Annotated in this window: 17 protein-coding genes; 11 read left to right on the top strand and 6 right to left on the bottom strand. The window is 65.7% G+C overall.

From position 1 onward, the window contains the following. The first annotated feature begins 17 nt into the window (after positions 1-17). From JW958_07055 to JW958_07045, 3 genes are read left to right on the top strand one after another with little or no spacing between them, the layout of a single operon-like run. Entirely contained in the window at positions 18-3893 is a 3876-nt protein-coding gene (locus JW958_07055; GenBank protein ID MBN1826006.1) for a glycosyl transferase, read from the top strand. Next, entirely contained in the window at positions 3871-5271 is a 1401-nt protein-coding gene (locus JW958_07050) for a beta-glucosidase (protein MBN1826005.1), read from the top strand. Before JW958_07055 ends, JW958_07050 begins: the two co-directional genes overlap by 23 nt. Then, positions 5268-5972, top strand: a complete 705-nt coding sequence (locus JW958_07045; GenBank protein MBN1826004.1) for a hypothetical protein — start codon at positions 5268-5270, stop codon at positions 5970-5972. Before JW958_07050 ends, JW958_07045 begins: the two co-directional genes overlap by 4 nt. Positions 5973-5988: 16 nt before the next feature. Here the strand turns inward: JW958_07045 and JW958_07040 are convergent, their stop codons facing one another. From JW958_07040 to JW958_07015, 6 genes are all read right to left on the bottom strand, one after another. After that, positions 5989-9183 carry a discoidin domain-containing protein gene (locus JW958_07040; protein ID MBN1826003.1) on the bottom strand — a complete coding sequence of 1065 codons (3195 nt, stop codon included), beginning with the start codon at positions 9181-9183 and terminating at the stop codon, positions 5989-5991. Positions 9184-9190: 7 nt separating this feature from the next. Further along, complete coding sequence (locus JW958_07035) at positions 9191-10012, bottom strand: carbohydrate ABC transporter permease (GenBank protein ID MBN1826002.1); 822 nt, start codon at positions 10010-10012, stop codon at positions 9191-9193. Next, entirely contained in the window at positions 10009-10893 is an 885-nt protein-coding gene (locus JW958_07030) for a sugar ABC transporter permease (protein ID MBN1826001.1), read from the bottom strand. Before JW958_07030 ends, JW958_07035 begins: the two co-directional genes overlap by 4 nt. 5 nt (positions 10894-10898) lie before the next feature. Then, positions 10899-12251, bottom strand: coding sequence for a sugar ABC transporter substrate-binding protein (locus JW958_07025; protein MBN1826000.1), 1353 nt, complete (start codon positions 12249-12251; stop codon positions 10899-10901). Beyond that, a complete protein-coding gene (locus JW958_07020) occupies positions 12248-13717 on the bottom strand; it encodes a Tat pathway signal protein (protein ID MBN1825999.1) in 1470 nt (489 codons plus the stop codon). Before JW958_07020 ends, JW958_07025 begins: the two co-directional genes overlap by 4 nt. A 160-nt stretch (positions 13718-13877) precedes the next feature. Continuing rightward, a complete protein-coding gene (locus JW958_07015) occupies positions 13878-14897 on the bottom strand; it encodes a hypothetical protein (protein MBN1825998.1) in 1020 nt (339 codons plus the stop codon). A gap of 433 nt (positions 14898-15330) precedes the next feature. Here JW958_07015 and JW958_07010 point away from each other — a divergent pair, with 433 nt between their 5' ends. From JW958_07010 to JW958_06975, 8 genes are all read left to right on the top strand, one after another. Further along, complete coding sequence (locus JW958_07010) at positions 15331-17133, top strand: 3-isopropylmalate dehydratase large subunit (GenBank protein ID MBN1825997.1); 1803 nt, start codon at positions 15331-15333, stop codon at positions 17131-17133. Between the two features lie 30 nt (positions 17134-17163). After that, a complete protein-coding gene (locus JW958_07005; GenBank protein ID MBN1825996.1) occupies positions 17164-18432 on the top strand; it encodes a 3-isopropylmalate dehydratase large subunit in 1269 nt (422 codons plus the stop codon). Beyond that, on the top strand, positions 18429-18911 hold the full coding sequence (locus JW958_07000) for a 3-isopropylmalate dehydratase (GenBank protein ID MBN1825995.1): 483 nt from the start codon (positions 18429-18431) through the stop codon (positions 18909-18911). Before JW958_07005 ends, JW958_07000 begins: the two co-directional genes overlap by 4 nt. Before the next feature lie 580 nt (positions 18912-19491). Further along, positions 19492-20814 carry a KamA family radical SAM protein gene (locus JW958_06995; GenBank protein ID MBN1825994.1) on the top strand — a complete coding sequence of 441 codons (1323 nt, stop codon included), beginning with the start codon at positions 19492-19494 and terminating at the stop codon, positions 20812-20814. A gap of 9 nt (positions 20815-20823) precedes the next feature. Further along, the gene (locus tag JW958_06990; GenBank protein ID MBN1825993.1) at positions 20824-21819 is read left to right on the top strand and encodes a D-alanine--D-alanine ligase; all 996 of its coding nucleotides are present in this window, start codon (positions 20824-20826) and stop codon (positions 21817-21819) included. Beyond that, positions 21810-22775, top strand: a complete 966-nt coding sequence (locus JW958_06985) for a D-alanine--D-alanine ligase (protein ID MBN1825992.1) — start codon at positions 21810-21812, stop codon at positions 22773-22775. The genes JW958_06990 and JW958_06985 overlap by 10 nt, the downstream gene beginning before the upstream one ends. After that, positions 22772-23284 (top strand): GNAT family N-acetyltransferase, encoded by a 513-nt coding sequence (locus JW958_06980; protein MBN1825991.1) that lies wholly within the window; start codon positions 22772-22774, stop codon positions 23282-23284. The genes JW958_06985 and JW958_06980 overlap by 4 nt, the downstream gene beginning before the upstream one ends. Positions 23285-23415: 131 nt before the next feature. Beyond that, positions 23416-24234, top strand: coding sequence for an ion transporter (locus tag JW958_06975; GenBank protein ID MBN1825990.1), 819 nt, complete (start codon positions 23416-23418; stop codon positions 24232-24234). Positions 24235-24259: the final 25 nt, after the last annotated feature.

Below are 24259 nucleotides of genomic sequence, written 5' to 3'. Positions count from 1 at the left end.
CTTCGATGGAGAGGTCGTTGCGACAGACTTCCCACTTTCCCCCCCTCGACGGACGTGGAGAGAGGACCCCTCCCGCCCGATTTCTTGGCAACGGCCGGTATACCGTGCTCATGACCGGCGCGGGAACGGGAAGGTCGAGCTGGGAGGATTACGCGCTGACCCGTTGGAGCGGCGATCCCCTCGAGGACGACACCGGACTCCTCTTTTATCTTCGGGACGAAGAGAGCGGGAGGTTTTGGTCGATCGGCAGGCATCCCCTCCCATCGGGGGCCGCGGGTTACCGCGCGGAGTGGGAACCGGGGGTGGTCACCATCGACCGCCGGCAGGGGGGAATCGATGCCCGCATGGAGACGTGCGTACCCACCGGCGCGGACCTCGAAATCCGCAGAATCACGCTCGCCAACCGGTCCGTTCGGGAGCGTCGATTGGAACTGACCGGGTACGCGGAGATCGTGCTGGATCAACCAGGCGCGTACGCCGCCCACCCGGCGTTCTCCAAGCTCTTCGTGCAGACCGCGCACGACTCCCGGACGGGCGCGCTTTTCGCGAGACGCCGCGGCCGGTCCGGTTCGGAGCGACATCCCCGGATGTTCGCCGCGCTCTCCGGCGCGGGAAAGCTCGAGTTCGAGACGGACCGCGCCCTCTTTCTCGGCCGTGGTCGATCCCCGGCGGACCCGCTCGCCCTCAGCGCCGGCACGCCCCTCTCCGGTTCTTCCGGCAATGTGCTCGACCCCGTTTTCGCGCTCCGTCGAAAGGCGCTCCTGCGTCCGGGCGGCGAGGCTCGCTTCCTCTTCCTGATGGGCGTGGCGCCCGTCGAAGAGGACGCCCTCGCGCTGGTCCGGACCTGGACGGATGAAGGCGCGGCCGAGCGCGCATTCGCCGGATCCCGGGAGAGGGCGCGCGGATGCATCGACGACTCGGAACTCGGGGAGGACCGGGCGGAGTATTACGAGGCGCTCGCCGGAGCGATTCTTTACGGCCAACGTTCCCTTCGGGCCGCGCCGGAGGTGCTCGAATGTCTTCGGGGACGGCCGGAGGACCTCGCGCGTTTCGGCCTCTCTCCCGGTACGCCCTACATCGTCCTGCGCGCCGACTCTCCGGAGGGAGCCCTCCTTCTCCCGGAGATGCGAAGCGCCCTTCGCTACTGGAAAAAGTCGGGGATCGATTTTCCCCTCGTCGTTTTCACGAACGACCCGTCACTCGCCCAATCTCCGGAGAAACCGTTCGACGACGGAGGGACGGTGCACTTCATCGACCGGGAAACGATACCGGCGGAGAGGGCGGATCTCCTCGAGGCGGCGGCCCGCCTGGTCCTTACGAGGGAGATGCCCGATCTCTGCCGCGGAGGCGCCGTGGAGATCGTACCCCCCGCCGGGGAAACGGCGGGGAAAGCGCGACACGACGCCGGAGGCGCGAGCGTCTTCCCCGAAGGAGACGGCGATCTTCTTTTCCCCAACGGCTTCGGGGGATTCACGCCGGACGGCTCGGAGTACGTGATCCGCCTCCGCCCCGGGGCGGACGGAAAACTCCGTCTTCCCCCCCTCCCGTGGATCAACGTGATCGCCAACGACCGAGTCGGCTTCCTGGTGAGCGAGAGAGGCGCCGGTTGCACGTGGAGCGGGAACAGCCGCGAGCACCGTTTGACCCCATGGGCGAACGATCCCCTGCGCGATCCCCACGGCGAGGCGCTTTACATGCGCGACGAGGAGAGCGGCGAGTTCCGGTCCCCCCTTCCCGGACCGGCCGACGGCCCGGAAGAGTGCGAGGTACGGCACGGATTCGGATACACCCTCTTCCGGGGAAAGAGCCTCGGCATCGAGCAGGAGGTCACATTCTTCGTCCCCACGCGGGACCCGGTGAAGATCACACGCGTGCGCCTGACGAACCGGAGCGGTGAAACGCGCCGGCTCGGCCTTTTTTCGCATCGCCGTCTGGTGCTCGGCGCGACCCCCGAGGAGAGCGGCCGCTTCGTAGTCACCCGTTTCGAACCGAACGGGAAGGCGCTCCTCGCGGAAAACCGTTTCGCCGGCTCCTTCGCGCGGGCGGTGACATTCGCCGCCGCCGTCGCCCCGGCCGCGACCGGTCCGACCTATTACAGTTGCGACCGCGCCGCCTTTCTCGGCGCCGGAGGAGACGCGGCCCGTCCGGCGGCGCTCCTCCACGACGATCCGCCGGGGGGAGAGACGGGGGCGAACCTGGATCCTTGCTTCACGGAAAAAATATCGATCGAACTCCCGCCCGGCGGTTCGGCGGAGTGCGCCTTCCTCTTCGGAGAGGGATCGAATGCGGAGGAGGTCCGGTCGCTGATCGCGCGGTACCGGGCGGACGGGGCGGTCGAACGCGCCCTGGACGTCGCGCGGGAGGAGTGGCGGCGGATGCGATCCGGCCTGTGCATCCGAACGCCGGTCCCCGCCCTCGACATCATGGTGAACGGCTGGCTCCCCTATCAGGCCGTCGCCTGCCGATTACGGGGGAGAACCGCCCTCTACCAGTCCGGCGGCGCCTTCGGCTTCCGCGATCAGATCCAGGACGCCTCGGCGCTCGTCTACCTTCGCCCGGAAAAAACCCGCGAACAGATCCTCCTTCACGCGGCGCATCAGTTCGTCGAGGGAGACGTCCTGCACTGGTGGCATCCCCCGGAAGACGCGGGCATCCGCACGCGGTTCGCCGACGATCGGCTCTGGTTACCATACATAACGACTTTTTATGTCGAAACGTCCGGGGACGATGCCGTCTGGCGCGTCCCGATTCCCTACCTGACGGCGCCTCTTCCGGCGGAGGGCGTCGACGAAGTGTTTGTCCGACCCCGCCCATCCGGGTTGTCCGGCGACCTCTACGACCACTGCGTCCGGGCGATCGATCTCTCTCTCGCCGTGGGCGATCACCGGCTCCCCCTCTTCGGCACCGGGGACTGGAACGACGGCATGAACCGGGTGGGACGCCTGGGGAAAGGGGAAAGCGTCTGGATGGGGTTCTTCCTCTTCGCCCTGCTGGAACGATTCATCCCGGTCTGCGAGGAGCGTGGGGACGCCGAACGCGCCGCCCGGTACCGCGCCGCGCGCGAGGGACTCGGGAAGGCGCTGAACGATTCCGGTTGGGACGGCGACTGGTATCTCCGGGGCTTCTACGACGACGGGACTCCACTCGGATCGCGGGAGAGCGCGGAGTGCCGCATCGACGCGCTGGCCCAGGCGTGGTCGGTCCTCTCCGGCGCGGCGCCCCCGGATCGCGCCGAACGAGCGCTCGACTCCGCCGAAAAGCACCTGGTCTCGGAAAAGGATGGCCTGATCCGCCTGCTCACTCCTCCCTTCGCCGACACGCCGCAGGATCCCGGATACATCAAGGGATACCTGCCCGGCGTCCGCGAAAACGGCGGGCAGTACACACACGCCGCTCTCTGGCTGGTCGCGGCCCTGGCCGAGCGAGGACGGCGCGGACGCGCGGCGGATCTCCTCGAGATGCTCTCGCCGGTCACGCGCGCCGGCTCGCCGGAAGGGGTCGCCGTCTACCGCGCCGAGCCCTATGTGATCGCCGCGGACGTTTACGGCGAGCCGCCCCATCTGGGGCGCGGCGGCTGGACCTGGTACACCGGCTCGGCGGCCTGGATGTACCGGGTCGCCGTCGAATCGATCCTGGGCCTCCGCCTGGAGGGAGGGAAGGCGCTCCGGATCCGGCCGCGCGTGCCGGACGAGTGGCCGCGCTGTTCCGTTCGATTCCGGGTTCCGGGGAGAGAGACGGTCTACGAAATCGAGATGGAGAACCCGAACCGCCGCGCGGAAAAGGTGACGGCGGCGGAATTGGACGGCCGCCCCCTTCCGGTGGAAAAAGGCTCCGTTCGCATCCCCTTCGACGAGGACGGCCAAACCCATCATGTCCGAATCATCCTGGGCTGAAAAGAACGATCCCCCTCCGCGCTCCTCCCGTTTCCCCGAGGGTTTTCTCTGGGGGGCGGCGACCTCCGCCTATCAGATCGAAGGATCTCCTCTGGCGGACGGGGCGGGGCCGAGCAATTGGCACCGTTTCACCCACGCCCCCGGCGGGACCGAGGACGGCTCCACCGGCGACGTGGCATCCGATCACTACCGGCGCGCCGGCGGCGACGCGGATCTCATGAAGGAGATGGGGCTCGGCGCCTACCGCTTCAGCATCGCCTGGTCCCGGATCTTCCCCGATGGAGGGAACTCGATCAACCGGGCGGGCCTCGATTTCTACTCCCGCCTCGTCGATCTCCTTCTCGATCGGGGGATCCGACCCTGCGCCACCCTCTACCACTGGGACCATCCCGCCGCTCTGGACGAGCGCGGCGGATGGCTCGATCCCTCCATGGAGGAACGATTCGCCGCCTACGCGTCGGTGGCCTTCCGCGCGCTCGGCGATCGGGTCTCCATGTGGATGACGATCAACGAGCCCTGGGTGATCGCCCATGCTGGATTCATGGCGGGAGTACATCCCCCCGGACATCGGAGCGCGGCGGAGACGGCGAAGGTCTCGCGCGCCCTCCTTCGGGCCCACGGCCTCGCCCTCCGGGCGGGGCGGGCCGAGGGGGCGGCGCCCATCGGCCTGGTGGCCAACCTGGAGCCCAAGGAGCCGGCCTCGGACGCCGAAGAAGACCGGGCGGCGGCGGAACGGGGCGACATCTACATGAACCGCCAGTATCTCGATCCGGTCTTGCTCGGGCGGCCGCCCGCGGGTCTCCCGGATATCTACGGCCCGGCGTGGGTCGACTACACGCCCGAGGATCTGGCGCTCATCGGCGAACCGATCGATTTTCTGGGCGTCAACTACTACACGCGCGCCGTGGTGCGGCGCGACGGCGGCGCGCTGCCGGATCGCGAATCGTCGGTGCGCTTGGAGGACTCTCTTTATACCGAAACCGGTTGGGAGGTCCACCCCGAAGGGCTCACGCGCGTTCTTCTGCGGCTGAAGGAGCTCTACGGGAGCATCCCCCTCTACGTGACGGAGAACGGCGCCGCTTTCCCCGATCCGCCCCGCGCGGAGGGAGAGACGGTGGAGGATCCACTCCGCGTCGCCTACCTGCGTTCCCACCTGAAAGCGGCGCGCGAGGCGATCCGCCGCGGCGCGGGCCTGCGCGGCTACTTCGTCTGGTCCCTCATGGACAATTTGGAATGGAGCCGGGGGTTCACCAAACGGTTCGGCGTTTTTCACGTCGACTATGCCACCCAAAAGCGAACGTGGAAGAGGAGCGGCCGCTTCTACCGGAAAGTGATCGAGACGAACGGCGGCGTTCTCGACGGGGAGGAACGAGGATGATCGGATCCGCAAGGGAGGACCGGGGGGCGCGCGCCGCGGCGGCCGTCCTTCTGCTTCTGGTGATCGGAGCTATCGCGCCCGCCCGCGCCGGCGCCCCCTTTCCCGACCCCCGTCGCTTCGAGGGGGACATCGCCGCCTTCGAAGCGGCCGACCGGGAGTGCTTCCCACCCGAAGGAGCGCTCCTCTGCATCGGAAGCTCCAGTATGCGGATGTGGCACCCCACTCTCGCCGCGGACCTCGCGCCGGCGACGGTGATTCCCCGCGGGTTCGGCGGGAGCACCATGCTGGACGCCCTCTTCTTCGCGGGGAGGATCGTTCTCCCCTACCGCCCCTCGGCGATCCTCCTCTACGAGGGGGACAACGACATCGCCCTCGGCGTGCCGCCGGAAAAGGTGTTCGCGGCATTCGACTCGTTCGTCTCCCTCGTCCGCGCGTCCCTCCCCGGCACGAAGATTCACGTTATCTCCGTCAAACCGAGCCCCTCCCGGCGGGAGTTTCTTCCGGAGACGATCCGCGTGAACCGGCTGCTGCGCGAGGCGTGCGACGCCGACACCCTTCTCGCCTTCATCGACGTGGCCTCGCCCATGCTGAACGAGAAGGGGGAGCCGATCGAGGAACTCTTCCTCGAGGACATGCTCCACATGAACGAGAAGGGGTACGCGGTCTGGCGCGAAGTGGTGCGGAAAGCGATTTACGAATAAAGGTCTCGCGGCGCCGTCACCGCTTCAGCACGACCCGCGCCGGAAGGGCGCGCACGAGGATTTCCCCCTCCGGGCCGGGCGAGGCGGGCGCGCCGTTCACGGTCGCCGACTCGATCGATCCATCGAAGGGGGCGCGGAGTTCGATTCCGCCGGGGGGCATCGCCGTCCCCTCCACGTCGATTCGCGTCTCCTCCCCCTCGTGCAGCATGATGAATCCGATCGTCCCGTAGGGGGTCTGTAGATTCTTCACGCTCACCCCCTCGCCGGCCAGCCATTCGACGGGTATTCCCGCTCCCACGACGATCGCCCCGTCCGATTCGCGGACGAAGGCGAGCATGTCGAGCACGGAACGGATGAAGTCGGAGCCGACCCATGTGTGCGGCATGTCGCCGATGAAACGGGGGAGCCTCTCCTCTTTCCAGACCACTTCCGCCCAGTGGTTCCAACCTTGCGGCCGCCTGTAACGGAGGAACCACTCCAGCATCCCGGCGATCTCCCCCCGCATGCCGAGACGGGCGAAGGCGCCGATGTTCCGGAGCTCATAGGGGGTGAACGCCTCCCACTTGCCGGTGGTCCGCCGTTCCTCGAAGAACTCCCCGTACCGTTCGAAGGTGCGGCGGATGGCCCCCTCGGGGGCGAGATCCCCGGCGCCGACGGGAGAGAGAGCGATTGTGGTCGACGTGGGATCGAAATCTCCCAGGTCGGCGCATCCGGGAACGTAGTCGATCCCGTGGTGCTCCATCGCCGCCGCGATGGAGGCGGCCAGATCGGCGGCGAACTCCTCCGCGACCGCGGCCCAGCGTTCCCTCTCCGCCTCGCGCCCGACGACGCCGGCGAGGTAGGCCGCGTCCCGGAATCCGCGGAGCGCCCAGAAGTCGTCCCAGTAGGAGTGCATCGGTTTCGCCGAGTATCCTTCATGGCTGATCGAAGGGGGAAGGAGCCCGAAGAAGTGTCTCTTCTCCGGCGTACGGTACTCGTCGGTGCGCCTCGTGCCGCGCAAGGAGTCGAGGTACGCCGCCGCCGCCTCGGCGCGGGGCCACATCTCATCGGCGAGCGCGCGATCCTTCGTATAGCGAACGATCTCGGCGATCAGGAAGAGGAACTCGCCTGAGCTGTCGTGCTCCGGAACGGGATCGGCGCCCCGGTCGTCGACGACGCAGGGGATCTTGCCGCTCTCGTACTGGTGCGGCGCGAACCATTCGAGGAACTCCCGAGCCGGCTCGTCGATCCCGAGGCGGAGGAGCGCCGAGGAGGTGAGCGCCCCGTCCCGTATCCAGGAGCGGGCGTAGGAGCGCGTCCCGGGACGGATCGCGGGACCGGCGCGGTTCACCAGGATGTAGCCGATCTGGCTCTTCAGCGTGTTTTCCACCTCCTTGTCGGGGAGGTCGATCGTCACCGGTCCGAGGCGTTCCCGCCATCTCTCGATCGCTTTCTCCAGTTCCCGGTCGACCCATTCCGCGGCGGCGGCCTCTCCCTCCTCCTCCGGAAGGATCGGCTCACCGTCGAGAGGGATTACCCAATCGACACGCATCTCTTCGCCGGGGGGAATATAATAGGGGTAGACGAACACAGCCGACGCGGCGCCGAAGGGATCGGTCACGGAATCCCAGTCTTTGCAAAAAGGAATGTATCCATTACCCCAACGCGATTCCGTAAACATCTTGATCCTCATTCCCTTTTCGAAAACGGCGGGAAAAGAACCATCCGGTTTTCGCAAGAAAAATACCCATTTCCTTCCATTCACACGCACCTTCGATCCGCTATTCTCGATCGAATCCACTCTCGCCGTCCCGCCGGTTACATTCAGAAACTGATAGGGAGGATTGACCTGGAAAGGCCGGAGAGCCAATAGGAACTGGCCCCTTTGGGGATATCTCTTTTTGTTTCTCAATCGATAATGCATGACCATTGATGATGCCGCCTCCTTCTCCACCGCAAAAGCGGTGATTTCAAGAAGAAGGTCGCGGTGTCGTCGGGTCACCGTCGGAACAGGAAAGAGACTCTCCTTGAGGGAATAAGTGATCTCCGATCCGTCCCAACCGGTAGTATAGAGATCATCGAATAGGAACGGCTCGATGGAGAACGATCCCGGCCCGACCTCCACGGCCCCGTCTTCGCTGATCAATCCGTTGACGATTCCGCCGTCGGCGCCGACCGTCGTCCAGTAGACCGCCTCGCCGGTCATCCCTCTCGGGTACATCCCCCGGGGCGAGTTCTCCGTGATCCTCTCGAAGATGTCGTTTCTCGTCGCCGCCCATTCGAGCGGTTGGATCCGTATTTCTTTAATCCCAAGATGTGTAGACTTCATATCCAATCGAAGCCTGGTCGCCTCCGTCTCGGGCAGAAAGACCAATTCCAATCTATAGAAATTTACACCACCGCAGTAGATTGTTCGCCATTTCGCATCGCGTATCAGGCGCCATTCGTTTCCATCATCCGAAACCCGAATATCGATCTTACGTGGACGAACATGCCACAGTACATACAGCCCGGAGAGTTCCCGGGGGACGCCCAGATCGAATTCGATCCAATGATCGGTGTCGCCTTCGACAGTACTCCAATAGGTGTTATCGTCCCCGTCGATCGCCTTCTCCGGTTCATGTCCCGGCCGGAAGGACGAACAGCCGGCGACGACCGGCGCGGGGGGATTCGGATTGGGCGGCGGGAGGGGCGTGAGGGCGAGGTCGTCGATCCAGACCGTCCCCGAACCCCCGCTCCCGGCGGTGACGGCGAACTCGATCGCCGCGATCTCCGACGGTTCGCCCCCGCCCGCCGGTCCCCAGGCGAAGGAGATCTTCCTCTTCTTGATCCGGATCGTCTCCCACTCGTTCGGAAATTCGTGGTCCCGGAGAACCGACCACCAGACGTTCTCGCCGGTCGCGTCGATCAGCTTGAACTCCAGATGGTTCGGAGGCGCGTCGCCGCGCACGCGGAAGGTGAAGGCGTAGTTCTCCGGGAGATTGACGGCGAAATCCTTGCGGAAGACGGCGTAGCCGGCGCCGGAGAGAAAACGGAAATCGACGCGGAGCGCGCCGTTCTCCTCGCGGAGAACCGCCTCCACCCCGTCGGAGGGATGGGCGGTCCATCCATCGAGGCTTGCGAAGTCGTCGAGAAGGATCGTCTCCGTCCCCGAGACGGTGTCCGCCGCGCCGGCGGACGAAACGATCGAGAGGACGGCGGCGAGAAGAAAAAGGGCGAGCCCATTTTTCATCGGTCTTCTAACCTTTCACCCCGCCCGCCATGATCCCCTTTACGTAGACCCTCTGGAAGAAGAGGAAGACGGCGAGAACCGGGAGGGTGGTGATCACCGAGCCGGCCATCATCAGCTCCGTGTCCTGCACGTGCTCGCCGACGAGGCCCGCCAGCGCCACCGGGAGCGTGTACTTCGCCTCGTCGCTCAGCATGATGAGCGGCCAGAGGAAGTCGTTCCAAACGCTGATGAAGGTGAACGCCGCAAGCGTGACCAGAATCGGACGGATCAGGGGGAGCACCACGACGCGGAAGATGCGGAACTCGCCGGCGCCGTCGATGCGCGCCGCGTCGAGAAGATCGTCCGGCACCCCCTGCACGTACTGGCGGATGAGGAAGATGCCGAAGATGTTCGCCAGGTAAGGAATGAAGACCCCCGCGTAGGTGTTCACGAGCCCCATCTGCTTGAGAAGAAGGAAGAGGGGGAGCATGCCGACCTGCGCCGGGATCATCAGCCCCATGAGGAGAACGCGGAAGAGGCGTTCCCGTCCCGGAAAACGGAGCTTCCCGAAGGCGTAGCCGGCCATGGAATTGATCAGCAGGGAGAGAAGGGTCACCGAGACGCTGATGATCGAGCTGTTCAGCAGGCATCGCGTCAGGTCGAGGCGGGTGAAAAGCGCCCGGTAATGTTCGAGGGTCGCCTCGCGGGGGATGAAGCGGGGCGGGACGGTCGCCGCCTCGCCTGTGTGCATGAAGGACGCCGCGATCATCCAGAGAAGAGGGGTAAGAGTCACCACCGCCCCCAAAAGGAGCATCGCGTAGAGAACCGGCGCGCCGAGCTTCCTCCTCATTCCTGCTCCTCCCGGCGGAACCGCAGTTGGATCATCGTCCCGGCCATGACGATCACGAAGAGGAGGAAAGCGATCGCCGACGCCTTACCGAGGCGCCACCATCGGAAACCCTCTTCGTACATCAACAGGATCACGCTGGTGGTGCTCCGGAGCGGTCCCCCCTGGGTCATCACGTAAGGCTCGGCGAAGAGCTGGAAGGAGCCGATCATGGTGAGCACGCTGACGAAGAGAAAGGTCGGCGCGAGGCCGGGGAGGGTGATATGGCGGAAGCTCCGCAGGAAGCCGGCGCCGTCGACGCGGGCCGCCTCGTAGAGTTCCTCCGGTATGCTCTGCAGCCCCGCGATGAAGATGAGCATGTTGTAGCCGAAGTTCTTCCAGACGGACATCAGAATGATGGCGGGCATCGCCCAGGCCGGGTCGCCGAGCCAGTCCACGGCGGGGACGCCGCACTTCGCCAGCGCGAAGTTGAGGAGGCCGTAGCGCGGGTGGTACAGATAGCGCCAGACGATCGCGACCGCCACCAGCGTGGTGACGACCGGCGCGAAATAGACGGTCCGGAAAACTCCCTTGAAGCGGACGAGCCGCGCGTTCACCAGGAGCGCGGCCGCCAAGGAGGTGAGCACCGAGAGGGGCCCGCCCAGAAAAACGAAATACGCCGTGTTCCGGAGCGCGTTCCAGAACTCCCCGCCCCGGAGGGTCCCCGCGTAGTTGCGGAACCCCACGAAACGCGCGTTCTTCAGGGACCCGATGGAGTAGATATCGAAATCGGTCAGGCTGAGAACGAAACCGGCCAGGATGGGGAGGAAAAAGAAGACCACGATCAGGAAGAAGGCCGGCGTGAGGAAGAACCACGCCGCCCGGCTCTGCCGCCGTTCGACGATCCCGCTCACGACCCTTCCTCCGGAGAAGCCGCGGTTTCCCTCTCCCGTTCGATCATCCAACGCCTCTTCTCCAGAATCCGATCCACGTCCCGGTCGAGCGCCGCTAGGGCCGAGTCGGGGGGCGCGCTGCCGCGTATCGCCTCCTCGGCGCGCATCATCACCCGCGTGGCGATCTGCTCCCACTCGGGAACCTTGGGCGTGGAGACCACCCGCCGGAGCTGCGTTTCGAAAGCGTTGATTCTCGGATCGCCGGCGAGGGCGGAATCCCGCCACGCCTCGACGCGCGCCGGCAGGTCTCCGGTGAGATGGTAGAAACGGAGCTGGTTCTCGGGGCGGGAAAGAAACTCCACGAGCCGCCAGGCGTCCTCCTTTTCACGAGATTCCCGGAAAAGAACGAGGCTCGATCCGCCGGCGAGGGAGACCCCCGCGTCGGCGGATCCCGGACCGGGAAGGGGCGCGACCGCCCACTCGTCCTGCAACTCCTCCGGGAGCCGGTTCCGGAACTCACCCAGGTTCCAGGGACCGGTGATGTACATCGCGAAATAGCCGCGCGCGAATTCCCGGTAGAGGTTGGACACCTCCGTGTTGCTCACCGGCGGGGCGAGACCGTCACGGAAGAGATCGATGTAGAACCGGAACGCGCGCCGAAAGGCGGGGCCCGAGAAAGCGCCCCGCGTGCCGTTTTCCGCGAGGAGGGTCGACCCCGCCTGGAGGCCGAAGATCACCGCCTGCGTCGGCTCGTTGGTCGGCAGAAAGACGGCGTAATGATCGGGATCGGCGGACGCCTTGATCTCCATCATCGCCTCCCGCCACTCCTCCCACGTCTCCGGAACGGCGTCCCGTCCGGTGCGCGCCAGGATATCCTTTCGATAGAAAAGAACGCGTGTGTCCACGTACCAGGGGATTCCGTAGAGCGCGCCGTCGATGATGTTTGTGTCCCAGATGCCGGGGAAGAAAGACTCCTCCGGGACGCCGGCGGAGCGCGCCGCGCGCTCGTCCAGCCGCTCCAGCGCGCGGAGGGCGACGAACTCGGCGATCCACGTGTTGCCGATCTGGGCGACGTCCGGCGTGGACCGGCCGACGTGAGCGGTGAGAAGCTTCTCGTGAGCCGCCGACCAGGGGATCTGCTGCACCTCGACGTGAAGCCCCGGGTTCTCCCCCTCGAAACCGCTCATTAGCTCCTGAACCACCTCCCCCTCCCTCCCCATCGCCCAAAAACGGAGGGTGCGGCGGGCGTCGCCCGAGTCCCGGCAGGAGACGCCGAGCGCCGCCGCGAACGAGAGGAAAAGGAGAAAGCGGAAGAGCGTTCGGGCGGTGAAACGGCCGGGGGCGCGCCGCCGGTCACCGTCCCGGGTCATCGGTCGGCCCGCGCGGTGTCCAACCACCCGCCCGTGAAGCCGGCCGCCCGGAGACCCCGTAGGATGTGCGGGTTGCGCCGCATCACGCTCCATACCAACCCGGTCCTGTGGTTCTCGATCATCGCCAGGATCGGACCCTGGTCGATCCCGATGTAGTCGGTGTCATACCAGCCCTTCGCGCCGTGCACGCGTCCGTGCTGCACCGGCACGTCGAGGACGAATGTCGGATTGAAGGAGTCTAGGAATCCGTAGTCGGAGAAAAGGCGGCCGCCGTGCTCGGCGCGCATGGCGAGAAGGGTCGGGAGGACGACATCGGGGGCGAAGGCGATCGACGCGGCGGCCGCCGACGGGCAGAGGGTGCCGTCGTCCTGGATCTCCGTGAACGAGGCGCCCCTCGCCCAATAGGTTTGGAATCGCCTCTCCCTCCCGCCGATCGTCCATTGTCCATGCACCGGTCCGTCGCAGGCGGTGAGCCCCCAGGCGAGTTCGCCGTAGCCGATCCAACCGCCCGGGTTTTCGACGGCGTAATCCCTCTGGGAGAGCGCCGCGCGGCGGGAGTTCTCGAAATAGTCGATTCCCTTTTCACGAGTGAAACGATCTTGGACGCCGCGGAAGTCGATCCATACGTGGGTGTATTGATGGCCGAAGAGGGGAGCGAAACCGATCTGTTCGCGGCCGTGGAACTCGCCCCAGCGGTACCCGGCGAGCCACGCCTCGTAGGCGTCCGCGCCGACAGGGTGGGTGGGCGAGGCGAGGGCGAGAATGTAGAGAATCATCGCCTCGTTGTAACCGCGCCAGTCATAGGGGAGGAAGCCCGCCTCCGGCGTCCAGCCGTGGACGATCATCGGCGCGCGGGGCTGCGCCCAGGTCCAATCGACGCGGGCGTAGAGGGAATCCGTCGCCGCCCGGATTTCCCCCTCCACCGGCTCGTCGCGGTCGAAATATCCGCGGCAGAAGAGGGCGCCGGCCAGGAGGAGGGCGGTGTCGACGGTGGAGAGCTCCACCTCGCCGAAACGGCATCCCGTCTCGCGGTCGAGGAAATGATAGAAGAAGCCGCGGTGCCCGGCGCAGGCGGAGGGATCGGTCCCCCGGGGCGCTCGAAGGAAGAAGTGGAGTGTCGTGCGGACCCGTTCCGCCGCGGCCTCCCGGGTGACGTATCCCCGCTCCGCGCCGATCGGGTAGGCGGTGAGCGCGAAACCGGTGGCGGCCGTGCTCATGAAGGAACGGGTCGGGGCGCGGTCCGGCGCGAGCCCGGTGCGGGGATCGGCGGTCTCCCAGAAATAGAGGAAGGTCCTCTCCTCGAGCGTGTCGAGAAAAGCCTCCGCCCGTTCGGCGGAGAAGGAAACGCTTTCGCGCGCCTCCTCGGAAGCACCCCCGCATCCGGCCGCGACCGCCGCGACCGCGATTACCGCCGCGCCGGGAATGAGACGAAACCGTCTAAGGAGAGGATGTAAACGTTTTCGCATCGCCGCGCCTTTCGTGGACAGGGTGGCACGCGGCGCGCCGGCTTGTCAACCGGCGGCGTTTCGGAAGAATGATGAGGCGCTCGAGGAGAGGGTGTGTAGGGGAAAAAACGCGGGGCGCCTGCGCGCGCCCCCCGCGTTCTTTTCACCTCGGAGAGACGGATCAGGGAACGACCTTCACCGCGCGGCAGGGACAGGCCGACGTCACGACCCAGACGTGGTCGTCCATGACCGTCATGTCCCCGCTGAGGCCCTGGTGATACAGAGTGCGGAGCACGGTGCCGTCGTCCTTGTCGACCACATAGAGGGTGTCCACCGCGCCGCCTATGTCGGAGACGATCACGACCCAGAGATCCTCGCCGTCGAAGGCGAGTCCGCGAGGGTGTTCGCTCCCCCGGGGGCTCGGAATCGCGCCGGTCTCCGTCCCGTCCGGCAGATAGCGATGGATGAGACCGTCCCCCCGGTCCCCGAGCGAATTCAAGTCACTTCCCACGTAAAAGGCTTCGCCGTCCCAGGCGACGCCGCCCGCGGCCGCACTGTACGCGATGTCGAAGCTGCCGTAGGTTTCCCCCGTCAGGGGATCCCGCTCGAACAGCTTGGGACCGCCATCGAAGTCCGTCGCCCAGAGATTATCTCCGTCCCAGGTAATCGCGCCGGTCCAATTGGAGAGACCGTCTATGGTGTCCACGATGACGCCCAGCGCGACGTCGACCTTGTAGATGTCCTCCATCCATCCGGTGATCCAAAGGGCCTCGCCGTCGTTGGTCATGCCGTTCGCCCCGCCGTCCCGGAGGACCACCGAGTCGACGCGCGCGCCGTGATCGTCGTTCAGATAGACGACGGCGTAGGCGGTGTCGAGCAAGGAGCCGGCACGGGCTTCCACCGCGACGGCGATCGTGTCCCCCGACGCGTAACGGTGCGTGACCACGGCGTCGTCCGCCCAGTCCGTATCCCACGCCCCGTCGTTTTCCCAGTCCCAGCGGAACCGGATCGACGCGCTCCCGGCGTCGCTTCCCGATGCGTTGAAGGAGAAATCGGTGAGCACCGTCCCGGAAGAGGGCGCCGCGATCAGCGAGGCGGTCAGATGAGTCGCGTCGTTCCCCGTGGGGGAATCGTCGTCGTCCCCGCACCCGGATACGGAAAGGAGAAGAACAAACGCCAGCATTCCGACCAACACCTTCATGGTCACTCCCTCCCATGCAAAACGAATACAACATTCCGTCTCGTTCCTTGCGAACCGACGGATCGCTCGTCCCCGTCGACACTAAATCTCGAATCCTTATGGGCCAAGCCTTTTCCGTCTTCGCTTCCTCCCATCGGCGCGCACCCTCCGGAAAAGCCGGTGCGGCGCGAATACGCGCCCGGCCGCTCCCGATTCCGATTGACTTGCCGGGTTGCTCCGGATACACTTTTCTTCGTCCGTATCATATTGCATGATAACTAGTTAGGCGATGTCGTCCCGGAAGATCGCCCGCTCTTCTTTCTTCGATCCTGAGGGCGGGCGGTCCCCGTCCGCGCTCGGAACCGCTCCCGGCTCCGCGCCCGAGCAACCGCCTTTCGAGTCTCATTCCATCCGCCGGTACCGGATCTCCATCCGGCCGGCGAGGAGAACGAACATGGGGAAGACCATCATCGAAAAGATCCTCGGCGCCCATGGCGGCAAGGAGGTTTCTCCCGGCGAGATCGTCGACATCACGATCGACGTCCGCGTGGCCCGCGACTTCGGCGGCGCCAACGTCGTGAAAAACATCCGCGAAAACGGTTTGGGGATCGATGATCCGTCCAAAACCTTTTTCACGTTCGACTGTAATCCCGGCGGATCGGATCAGAAATACGCCACCAACCAACAGATCTGCCGCCTCTTCGCGCGCGAACACGGGATCCGTGTGTACGACATCGACCAGGGGATCGGGACCCATCTGGCGATCGACGAAGGGCTCGCGGTTCCGGGATCCACCCTCGTCTCCACCGACTCCCACGCCAACATCCTGGGAGCGATCGGCGCCTTCGGCCAGGGGATGGGAGACGTGGACATCGCCCACGCCTGGGCTTTCGGCCGGGTCTGGTTCAAGGTCCCTCCATCCGTGAAGATCCTCTTCCGGGGGAAGCCGGCGCCGGAGGCGGGGCCGAAAGACCTCGTGCTCGCCGCACTCCGGAAGCTCGGCGCGAACACGCTGCTCGGATACGCCGCGGAGTTTTACGGCGAAGTCATCGACGAACTGGATCTCGCCGGCCGAGTGACCATGGCCTCCATGGCGACCGAGATGGCCGGTATCATCGCCCTATTCCCTCCGAACAGCATGATACTGGACTTCTGCTCGCGGGCGGCAGGCCGGCGGCTGGACCCGGTCCTCGCCGATCCGGACGCCGTTTATGCCCAAACCTTCGAGATCGACGTGACGGATCTCGCCCCGCAGATCTCACGGCCGGGACACCCTGAGGACGTTGTGGACGTAGCCTCCGTCGCCGGCTCGAAAATCGATTCCGCCTTCATCGGATCGTGCACGAACGGACGGTATGAGGACATGGCGGCCGCCGCCGCGGTTTTGAAGGGGCGCCGGGTGGCGCCCGGGGTCGTGCTGAAAATCGTCCCCGGCACCGACGCGGTCTGGAGGCGCTGCCTTGACGAAGGGATCATCGATATCTTCAAGAAGGCGGGGGCCCTGGTGGGGAACGCGGGATGCGCGGGATGCGCCGCCGGGCAGATCGGGCAGAACGGTCCGGGCGAGGTCACGATCAGCACCGGAAACCGGAACTTCGCCGGCAAACAGGGGAAGGGCGAAGTGTATCTCGCCTCGCCCGAAACCGTGGCGGCTTCGGCGATCGCCGGCGTGATCACCCTTCCCGGCTCCATGCCCGCCGAGCCGGTCCTCTTCTCCCCCGGCAAGCGGACGGCGGCCGAGACGGGCGCGAAACCGGCGCCGAAAAAGACCGACCGGCCGACCGTGTTCCGAGGCAGGGCTTGGGTGATCGACGTAGACAACATCGACACGGACATGATCTATCACAACCGTTATCTCGCCATCACCGACATCCGGGAGATGGGCCAGTATACCTTCGACAATCTCGCGGGCTACGAGGACTTCGCGAAAAACGCCCGGCCCGGCGACATCGTCGTCGTTCCCAAAAACTTCGGCGCCGGATCGTCGAGACAACAGGCGGTGGACTGTTTCGAGAGCCTGGGCGTTTCCTGCATCGTCGGCGAGTCCTTCGGCGCGATCTACGAACGGAACGCCATCAACAAAGGATTTCCGATCGTGACGGCGCGGCTGATCGGCGAAGGGATCGAGAACGGGCAGATCATCGAGGTCGACCTCGACAACGGCAGGATCAAGATCCCTTCAGGGAAGGAGATCCGAGGCGCTTTTTCCGACGTTCAAATGGCGATCTATAAAAAGGGCGGCCTGCTGGGCGGCTGAGCAGGCCCGGACCGCACAGAGGGTGAGAGCATGGGTAAAACGTTCGCAGAGAAAGTGCTGGCCGCGAAATCGGGCCAGGCTGAGGTGGTCCCCGGGCAGATCGTGATCGTGAGCCCCGACCATCTGCTGACCCACGACAACACCTCGGCGATCGTGGGCAAGATCAAGGATGATCTCGAGGAACACGGCGTGGCGCGCGCGGAGATGCCGGTGATCGTGCTGGATCACGTCATCCCGGCGGCGTCGGAGAAGCACGCCGCCAATCATCGAACCGCCCGGGAGTTCGCCGAGAAACAAAAGCTACCGCACTTCTACGACATCGGCGTCGGCGTTTGCCACCAAGTGCTGATGGAGAAAGGGCACGCCCTCCCGGGGCGGCTCATCGTGGGGAGCGACTCCCACACCTGCTCCTACGGCGCCGTCGGCGTCTTCTCCACCGGCGTGGACCGCACAGAATCCGCCGCGCTCTACCTCCGCGGCGAAACCTGGCTCCGCGTGCCGGACACCATCAAGATCACTCTTCACGGGAAGCTTCGCCCCGGCGTCTCCGCGAAGGACCTCGTGCTGACCATCATCGGCGACATCGGCGCCGACGGCGCGGCTTATCAGGCGGTGGAGTTCCACGGCGACGTAAAGAACCTCTCCATCGAGGAGCGTTTCACCATCGCCAACATGGGCGTGGAGATGGGCGCCAAGATCGCCGTCTTCCCCGTCGACGGCGCGGCGCGGGCTTATCTCGCCTCCATCGGCGTCGACGAGAAAGCGTACGAGCCCGTATGGGCCGATGAAGACGCGCACTACATCCGCAAGCTCTCCTACGACATGGACGCCATCGAGCCGGTCGTCGCCGCCCCCCACACGGTGGACAACATCAAAAAGGTGAGCGAACTCGAGGGGCTGGAGATCGATCAGTGCTTGATCGGCACCTGCACCAACGGGCGGCTGAGTGATTTCGCCGCCGCGGCGTCGATCTTGAAGGGGAAGAAGGTGTCGCCCCGCACGCGGCTCCTCGTTCTCCCCGCGTCCCGCGCGATCTACGAAGAAGCGATGGAGAAGGGAATACTGGCGATCCTCTCCCGGGCGGGCGGCGTGGTGCTCCCGCCGGGATGCGGGCCCTGCCTGGGCGCCCACCAGGGCGCGCTCGCCCCGGGCGAGAAGTGTCTCAGCACGGCGAACCGGAACTTCAAGGGACGCATGGGCTGTAAAGAGGCCGAGATCTATCTGGCAGGCCCGGAGACGGTGGCCGCCTCGGCGATCCACGGACGGTTGACCGATCCGCGCAAGGAGATGACCCGATGACAGTCTGGAAATACGGGGACGACGTCAACACGGACATGCTGTTTCCGGGTAAATACACCTACACCTGCGCCACGGCGGAAGAGATCAAGCCGCATCTTCTCGAGGACCTGGATCCCGAATTCGCGGGGAAGGCGCGGGAAGGCGATATTATTTTCGGTGGAAAGAACTTCGGATGCGGTTCCTCCCGCGAACAACCCACCCTCGGGCTGAAGGCGGTTGGTGTTCGGGCGATCGTGGCGAAAAGTTTCGCCCGGATCTTCTACCGTTCCTCCATCAATCAAGGACTGCTCCTCGTCGAGTGCCCCGAGGCGGTGGACGCCTACAAAGAAGGCGACGGGGTGGAACTGGACGCGACGGCCGGCGAGATCCGCGTCGGCGGGAAGGCCTTCGCCTTCCCCAAGCTCCCGCCCGAGATCCTGGCGATCCGGGACGCCGGCGGGCTTCTCCCCTACACCCGTGAGATGCTGAAAAAAAAGTAGGCCGCATGGGTCGGAGGGGCGCCCGATACGAGGCGCCCCTCCCCTTCGCTCTCTTCGAGAACCCACCCCGTCCCAAAAGCCACATCTTTTTATCGACCTGATAACAACGCCTTAGGCCCATCTCCCCAGAATCATCTTTAAGTCCCGGCGCTCCCGAAGCGCGAGGATGCCTCCGGAATCGGGCCGGACCGGGCTTCATCGCCCCCCACGATTTTCCCGGCAGGCGGAAAAGGACCCCAAGAAAAAGAACAGCCGGATCCCTTTTCGGACGATTACCGATTGACAGAGCGGGAAGACAGGCAAAAAATGCCGTTCTCGAAGAGGGAGCACGGCGGAGGGGACCCGGGCGGCCGGTTCCGGCCCTTCGCGGCGCAACCTCTCGTGTGCGGGGCGGCGGGGAGGGACCTCGCTTCGTTTTGAGGTGAACCATTTTTCACCCGAAGCGAATCTCTCTCCGATCCGACCGGCCGCCGGCGACCGGTTTCGCGGAGCGTCCCGCGGAGAGCAATGGGGTTCGTTTCCATTAAAGGAGGAACACTCCTCTGGAGTGTGGAGTTCCGTGCGACAAAATATGAATCGGATGGCTCCGAAAAGAACGCGGAGAAAATCCGCGGCAGTCGCTGTTCACGAAGAAACGACCTTGATCGAGGAACCTCCCGGTCCCGGCTTGACCACCAGGATCTTGCGGGACCGTGAACCCTTCTCCATTTCCGAACTTCTCCCGTCTCCCACTGATTGGAAACCGCGCCAGTCACGGCCCAGCACGAGCGCGCGATCGCGTGATTTCCTCCGGCGCCACTTCCCCGGAACGGGGCTCGCCGAATGGAACGACTGGAAGTGGCAGATGCGGAACCGGTTCGTATCGATCGAATCGCTTCGTCGGATCCTGGCGATCTCTCCCGGCGAAGAAGCCGCGATCCGGGGCATTCACCGCGCGCTCCCCGTGGGAATCACCCCCTATTACGCGAGCCTCATCGATCCGGAGGACGCCGGCCAACCCCTGCGCCGCACCGTCATGCCGGTCACGGACGAGTTGGTCGTCGGACCGGGCGAAAAGCTCGATCCCCTCGCCGAGGACGCCTACAGCCCGGTGCCGGGGCTCGTCCACCGTTACCCGGACCGCGCCCTCTTCCTCGTGGTCGGCACCTGCTCGGTCTATTGTCGATACTGCACCCGATCCCGAGCGGTGGGAAATCCATCGGAATACCGCTTCGGCCGCACGCAATGGGAGCGCGCCCTCGCCTACATCGAAGCGACGCCTTCCATTCGGGACGTGCTCCTCTCGGGCGGCGATCCCTTCTGTCTTTCGGACCAACAGCTGGAATACCTGCTGGCGCGGCTCCGTCGGATCCCTCACGTCGAGTTTCTGCGGATCGGCACCAAGATACCCGTCGTCCTCCCGCAGAGGATCCGTCCCCCCCTCGTCCGGATGCTGCGCCGGTACGCCCCTCTGGCGGTCAGCATTCATTTCACGCACCCCGACGAGCTGACGCCGGAGGTGGAGGAAGCCTGCACCCGCCTCGCCGACGCCGGGATCATGCTCGGCAGCCAGACGGTCCTCCTCAAGGGAATCAACGACGACGTGCACACGATGAAACGGTTGTTCCACGGGCTGCTTCGGATCCGCGTCCGTCCCTACTACGTGTATCAGTGCGATCCGATCATCGGCTCCGCTCACTTCCGCACCCCCGTGGAGAAGGCGATCGAGCTGATCGAAGGGCTCCGGGGACACACCACCGGATACGCGGTGCCCTCTTTCGTCATCGACGCGCCGGGAGGCGGCGGCAAGATCCCGATCCAGCCGCAATATATGATCGGCCGCGAGGGGGACGACATCCTCCTCCGCAATTACGAGGGGAAGGTCTTCCGATATCACGATCCGCTCCCTCCGTCGGACGACTAGGAGAGGGAGATGCGAGTCGGTTTCACCTTCGACCGGAAAGAAGATCACCTGGCCGGGGGCATGGCCCCGGAACAGGCGGCCGAATTCGACGGCGCCGGCACCATCGACGCCATCGGACGCGCCGTCGCCTCACTCGGCCACGAGGTCGATCCCGTCGGCAACGTGAAGAGCCTGGTCCGCCGCCTCGCCGCGGGGGACCGCTGGGAGCTGGTCTTCAACATCGCCGAGGGGGTTACGGGGTTCGGCCGGGAAGCGCAGATCCCCGCCCTCCTGGAGGCGTACGGCATCCCTTACACCTTTTCCGATCCCCTGGCGCTCTGCGTCACCCTTCACAAGGCGACGGCCAAGAGAGTCGCGGCGTCCCTCGGCGTTCCGACCCCTCCATTCGGGGTCGTCGAATCGGAAGAGGACATTCGAAACATCAGACTCCCCTTCCCTCTCTTCGCCAAACCGCTGGCGGAGGGCTCGAGCAAGGGGATCTCGGCGGCTTCGGTGATCCGTTCCGGGGCCGAGTTGGAAGCGGTCTGCCGGGATCTTCTCCGCCGATTCGAGCAGCCGGTCCTGGTCGAAGCCTATCTCCCGGGACGGGAGTTCACCGTGGGCGTTCTGGGAACGGGCCCGGGCGCGGAAACGCTGGGCGTGCTGGAGATCACGCTCGCCGGAAACGCCGAGCGGGGGGCCTATTCCTTCGACAACAAACAGCGCTTCGCCGACCGGGTGGGGTACGCCCTCTGCGACGATCCCGCGCTCGCCGGCGCCTGTTCGTCCGTCGCACTCGATGCGTGGCGGGCCCTCGGCTGCCGCGACGCGGGTCGGGTCGACATCCGTCTCGACGAATCCGGCGGTCCGCAGTTCCTGGAGATCAACCCTCTGGCCGGGCTCGATCCGGTCTCGGGCGACCTGCCCATCCTCTGCCGCTCGGCGGGCGTCCCCTACGAGACGCTCATCAAGCGCATCATCGAATCGGCCTCGCGCCGATGCGAGGCGAACCGGCCGTGCGCATAGTCGTTCTGCACACGGAAGTCCTCCCCGGCGCCCGACCGGACGAGGCGGGAATCGTGAACGACGCCATCGAGGTCGCCGCGGCGCTCGACAAGGCGGGGCATGACACCCGGCGCGCCTCCCTCCGGCACCGGGATCTCACGGCGCTCACCGAAGAACTCCGAGACGCCCGCCCCGATCTGGTCTTCAATCTCGTGGACGAGACGGAGGGGCTTCACCACCTGAACGTCCTCGCCCCCCTCCTTCTGGAGATGCTCGGTCTCCCGTTCACGGGGTGCCGGCATCAGGCGATGGCGGTGACGACCGACAAGGTCCTCGCCAAACGCGCGCTCCGCCTCGCCGGCGTAAGAACCCCCGATTGGATCTCCCCGGATGAGGGCGGCGGGGAGGCCCGCCCGGGGACCTACCTGCTCAAGCCCCGCTACGGCGACGCGTCCATCGGTTTGGACGAGGATCACCTCGAGATGTACCGCGATCCGGAGTCGGCGCGCCGCCGCGCGACGGCGGACCGGTTCGCCGAAGCCTTCGTGGAGGGGAGGGAATTCAACGTCGGGATCATCGACGAAGGGGGCGCGCCCCGCGTATTGCCGATCGCGGAGATCGATTTTCACGACTACCCGGAGGGGAAACCGAAGATCGTCGGATACCGGGCCAAGTGGGACGAATCCTCCTTCGAATACGGCCACACGGCGAGAAACTTCGACTTCCCCGCCGGCGACGAACCCCTCCTCGGGCGACTCGGGGAGACGGCGCTTCTCTGCTGGCGCCTTTTCGGCCTGGGCGGCTACGGGCGCGTCGACTTCCGGGTCGACGGCGAGGGAATCCCCTGGGTGCTCGAGGTGAACGGCAACCCCGGGCTGGGGAGCGACGCCGGGCTCGCGGCGGCGGCGGAGAGGGCCGGTATCGGATACGGCGAACTGATCGAGACCATCGCGCGGGAGGCGCTCCGACGGTCATGACGGACGGGAACCGCAAGGACATTCGATTCCGTGAAGAGCCGCGCCCGGCGGATATCGATGAGGTACGAACCATCGTCTCCTCCACCGGTTTTTTCTCGGACGACGAAATCGGCGTGGCCGCGGAATTGGTCGAGACCCGGCTCCGGGACGGCGAGGCGAGCGGCTATCTCTTTCTCTTCGCCGAGCGAGAGGGGAAAGTCCTCGGCTACGGTTGCTACGGCGAGATCCCCTGCACCAGGGGAAGCTGGGATCTCTACTGGATCGCCGTTCGGGAGGAGGCACGGGGCCTCGGCCTCGGAACGGAGATTCTCCTCCGCGTCGAGGAGATCGTGCGCCGGGCGGGTGGACGCCACCTCTACGCGGAGACGGCCGGCAAGGAGCGGTACGCCTCCACGCGCGCCTTCTACGAACGGCGCGGGTACGAAGCCGCGGCGGTTCTCGACGATTTCTACGCCCCCGGCGACGCCAAGTTCCTCTATCGGAAGATCCTCGCCCCCTCCTCCCCGTAATCCCCCTCCGTCCCCGGGGCGCGCCGGCCACCGCGGCGCGTGGTTTGGGCGCAAGGATGTTGTTTCACCCTTCCCGCGCCGTTACAGTTACCGCGTCACGGCCCATAGCGGAGCCGGAGCGGGGAGGCACCATGACTGACGAAACCCGCCGCGGCGGGATGCGCGCCAAGCTGCACGAAGTGATCTTCGAGGCGGACACGAGGGCGGGGAAGCTTTTCGACCTGGCGCTCATCTGGTGCATCCTCCTCAGCGTCCTCGCGGTGATGCTCGACAGCGTCCGCTCGATCCACGCGGCCCACGGCCGTTTCCTGATCGGAGTCGAGTGGTTCTTCACGATCGTCTTCACCGTCGAGTACATCCTCCGCCTCTCCTGCATCGGCCGGCCGGCCCGCTACGCGAAGAGCTTCTTCGGCGTCATCGATCTCCTGTCGGTGATCCCGACCTACCTGAGCCTTCTCCTGCCGGGGAGCCAGTACCTGCTCGTCATACGGATCCTACGGGTCCTCCGGATCTTCCGGGTGCTGAAGCTCGCCCGCTTCCTTCACGAGGCGAACGCCATGGTCCGCGCCCTGCGCGCGAGCAGCCGGAAGATCGTGGTCTTCTTCTCCGCCATCCTCGCGATGGTCGTCATCTTCGGATCGATCATGTACCTCGTGGAAGGGGAGGCGAACGGATTCACGAGCATCCCCCGGAGCGTGTACTGGGCGATCGTCACGATGACCACCGTCGGCTATGGCGACATCTCCCCCCAAACAGCGCTGGGTCAGGCCATCGCGGCGGCGCTCATGATCCTCGGCTTCGCCATCATCGCCGTTCCCACCGGGATCGTGGCGACCGAACTCAGCCGCGCCGAAGGGACGGAGGTGAGCACCCAGGCGTGCCCCCAGTGCGGCGCCGAGGGACACGAACAGGGCGCGAAGTACTGCAAGGAGTGCGGCGCGGCTCTCTGACCCCCGGCCTCCGAACCGCGCGGCC

This window comes from Candidatus Eisenbacteria bacterium, from assembly GCA_016930695.1.
GTDB lineage: Bacteria > Orphanbacterota > Orphanbacteria > Orphanbacterales > Orphanbacteraceae > JAFGGD01.
The sequence above is the reverse complement of the archived record's forward strand: the minus strand, read 5'-3'. Positions and strand labels throughout refer to the sequence as shown.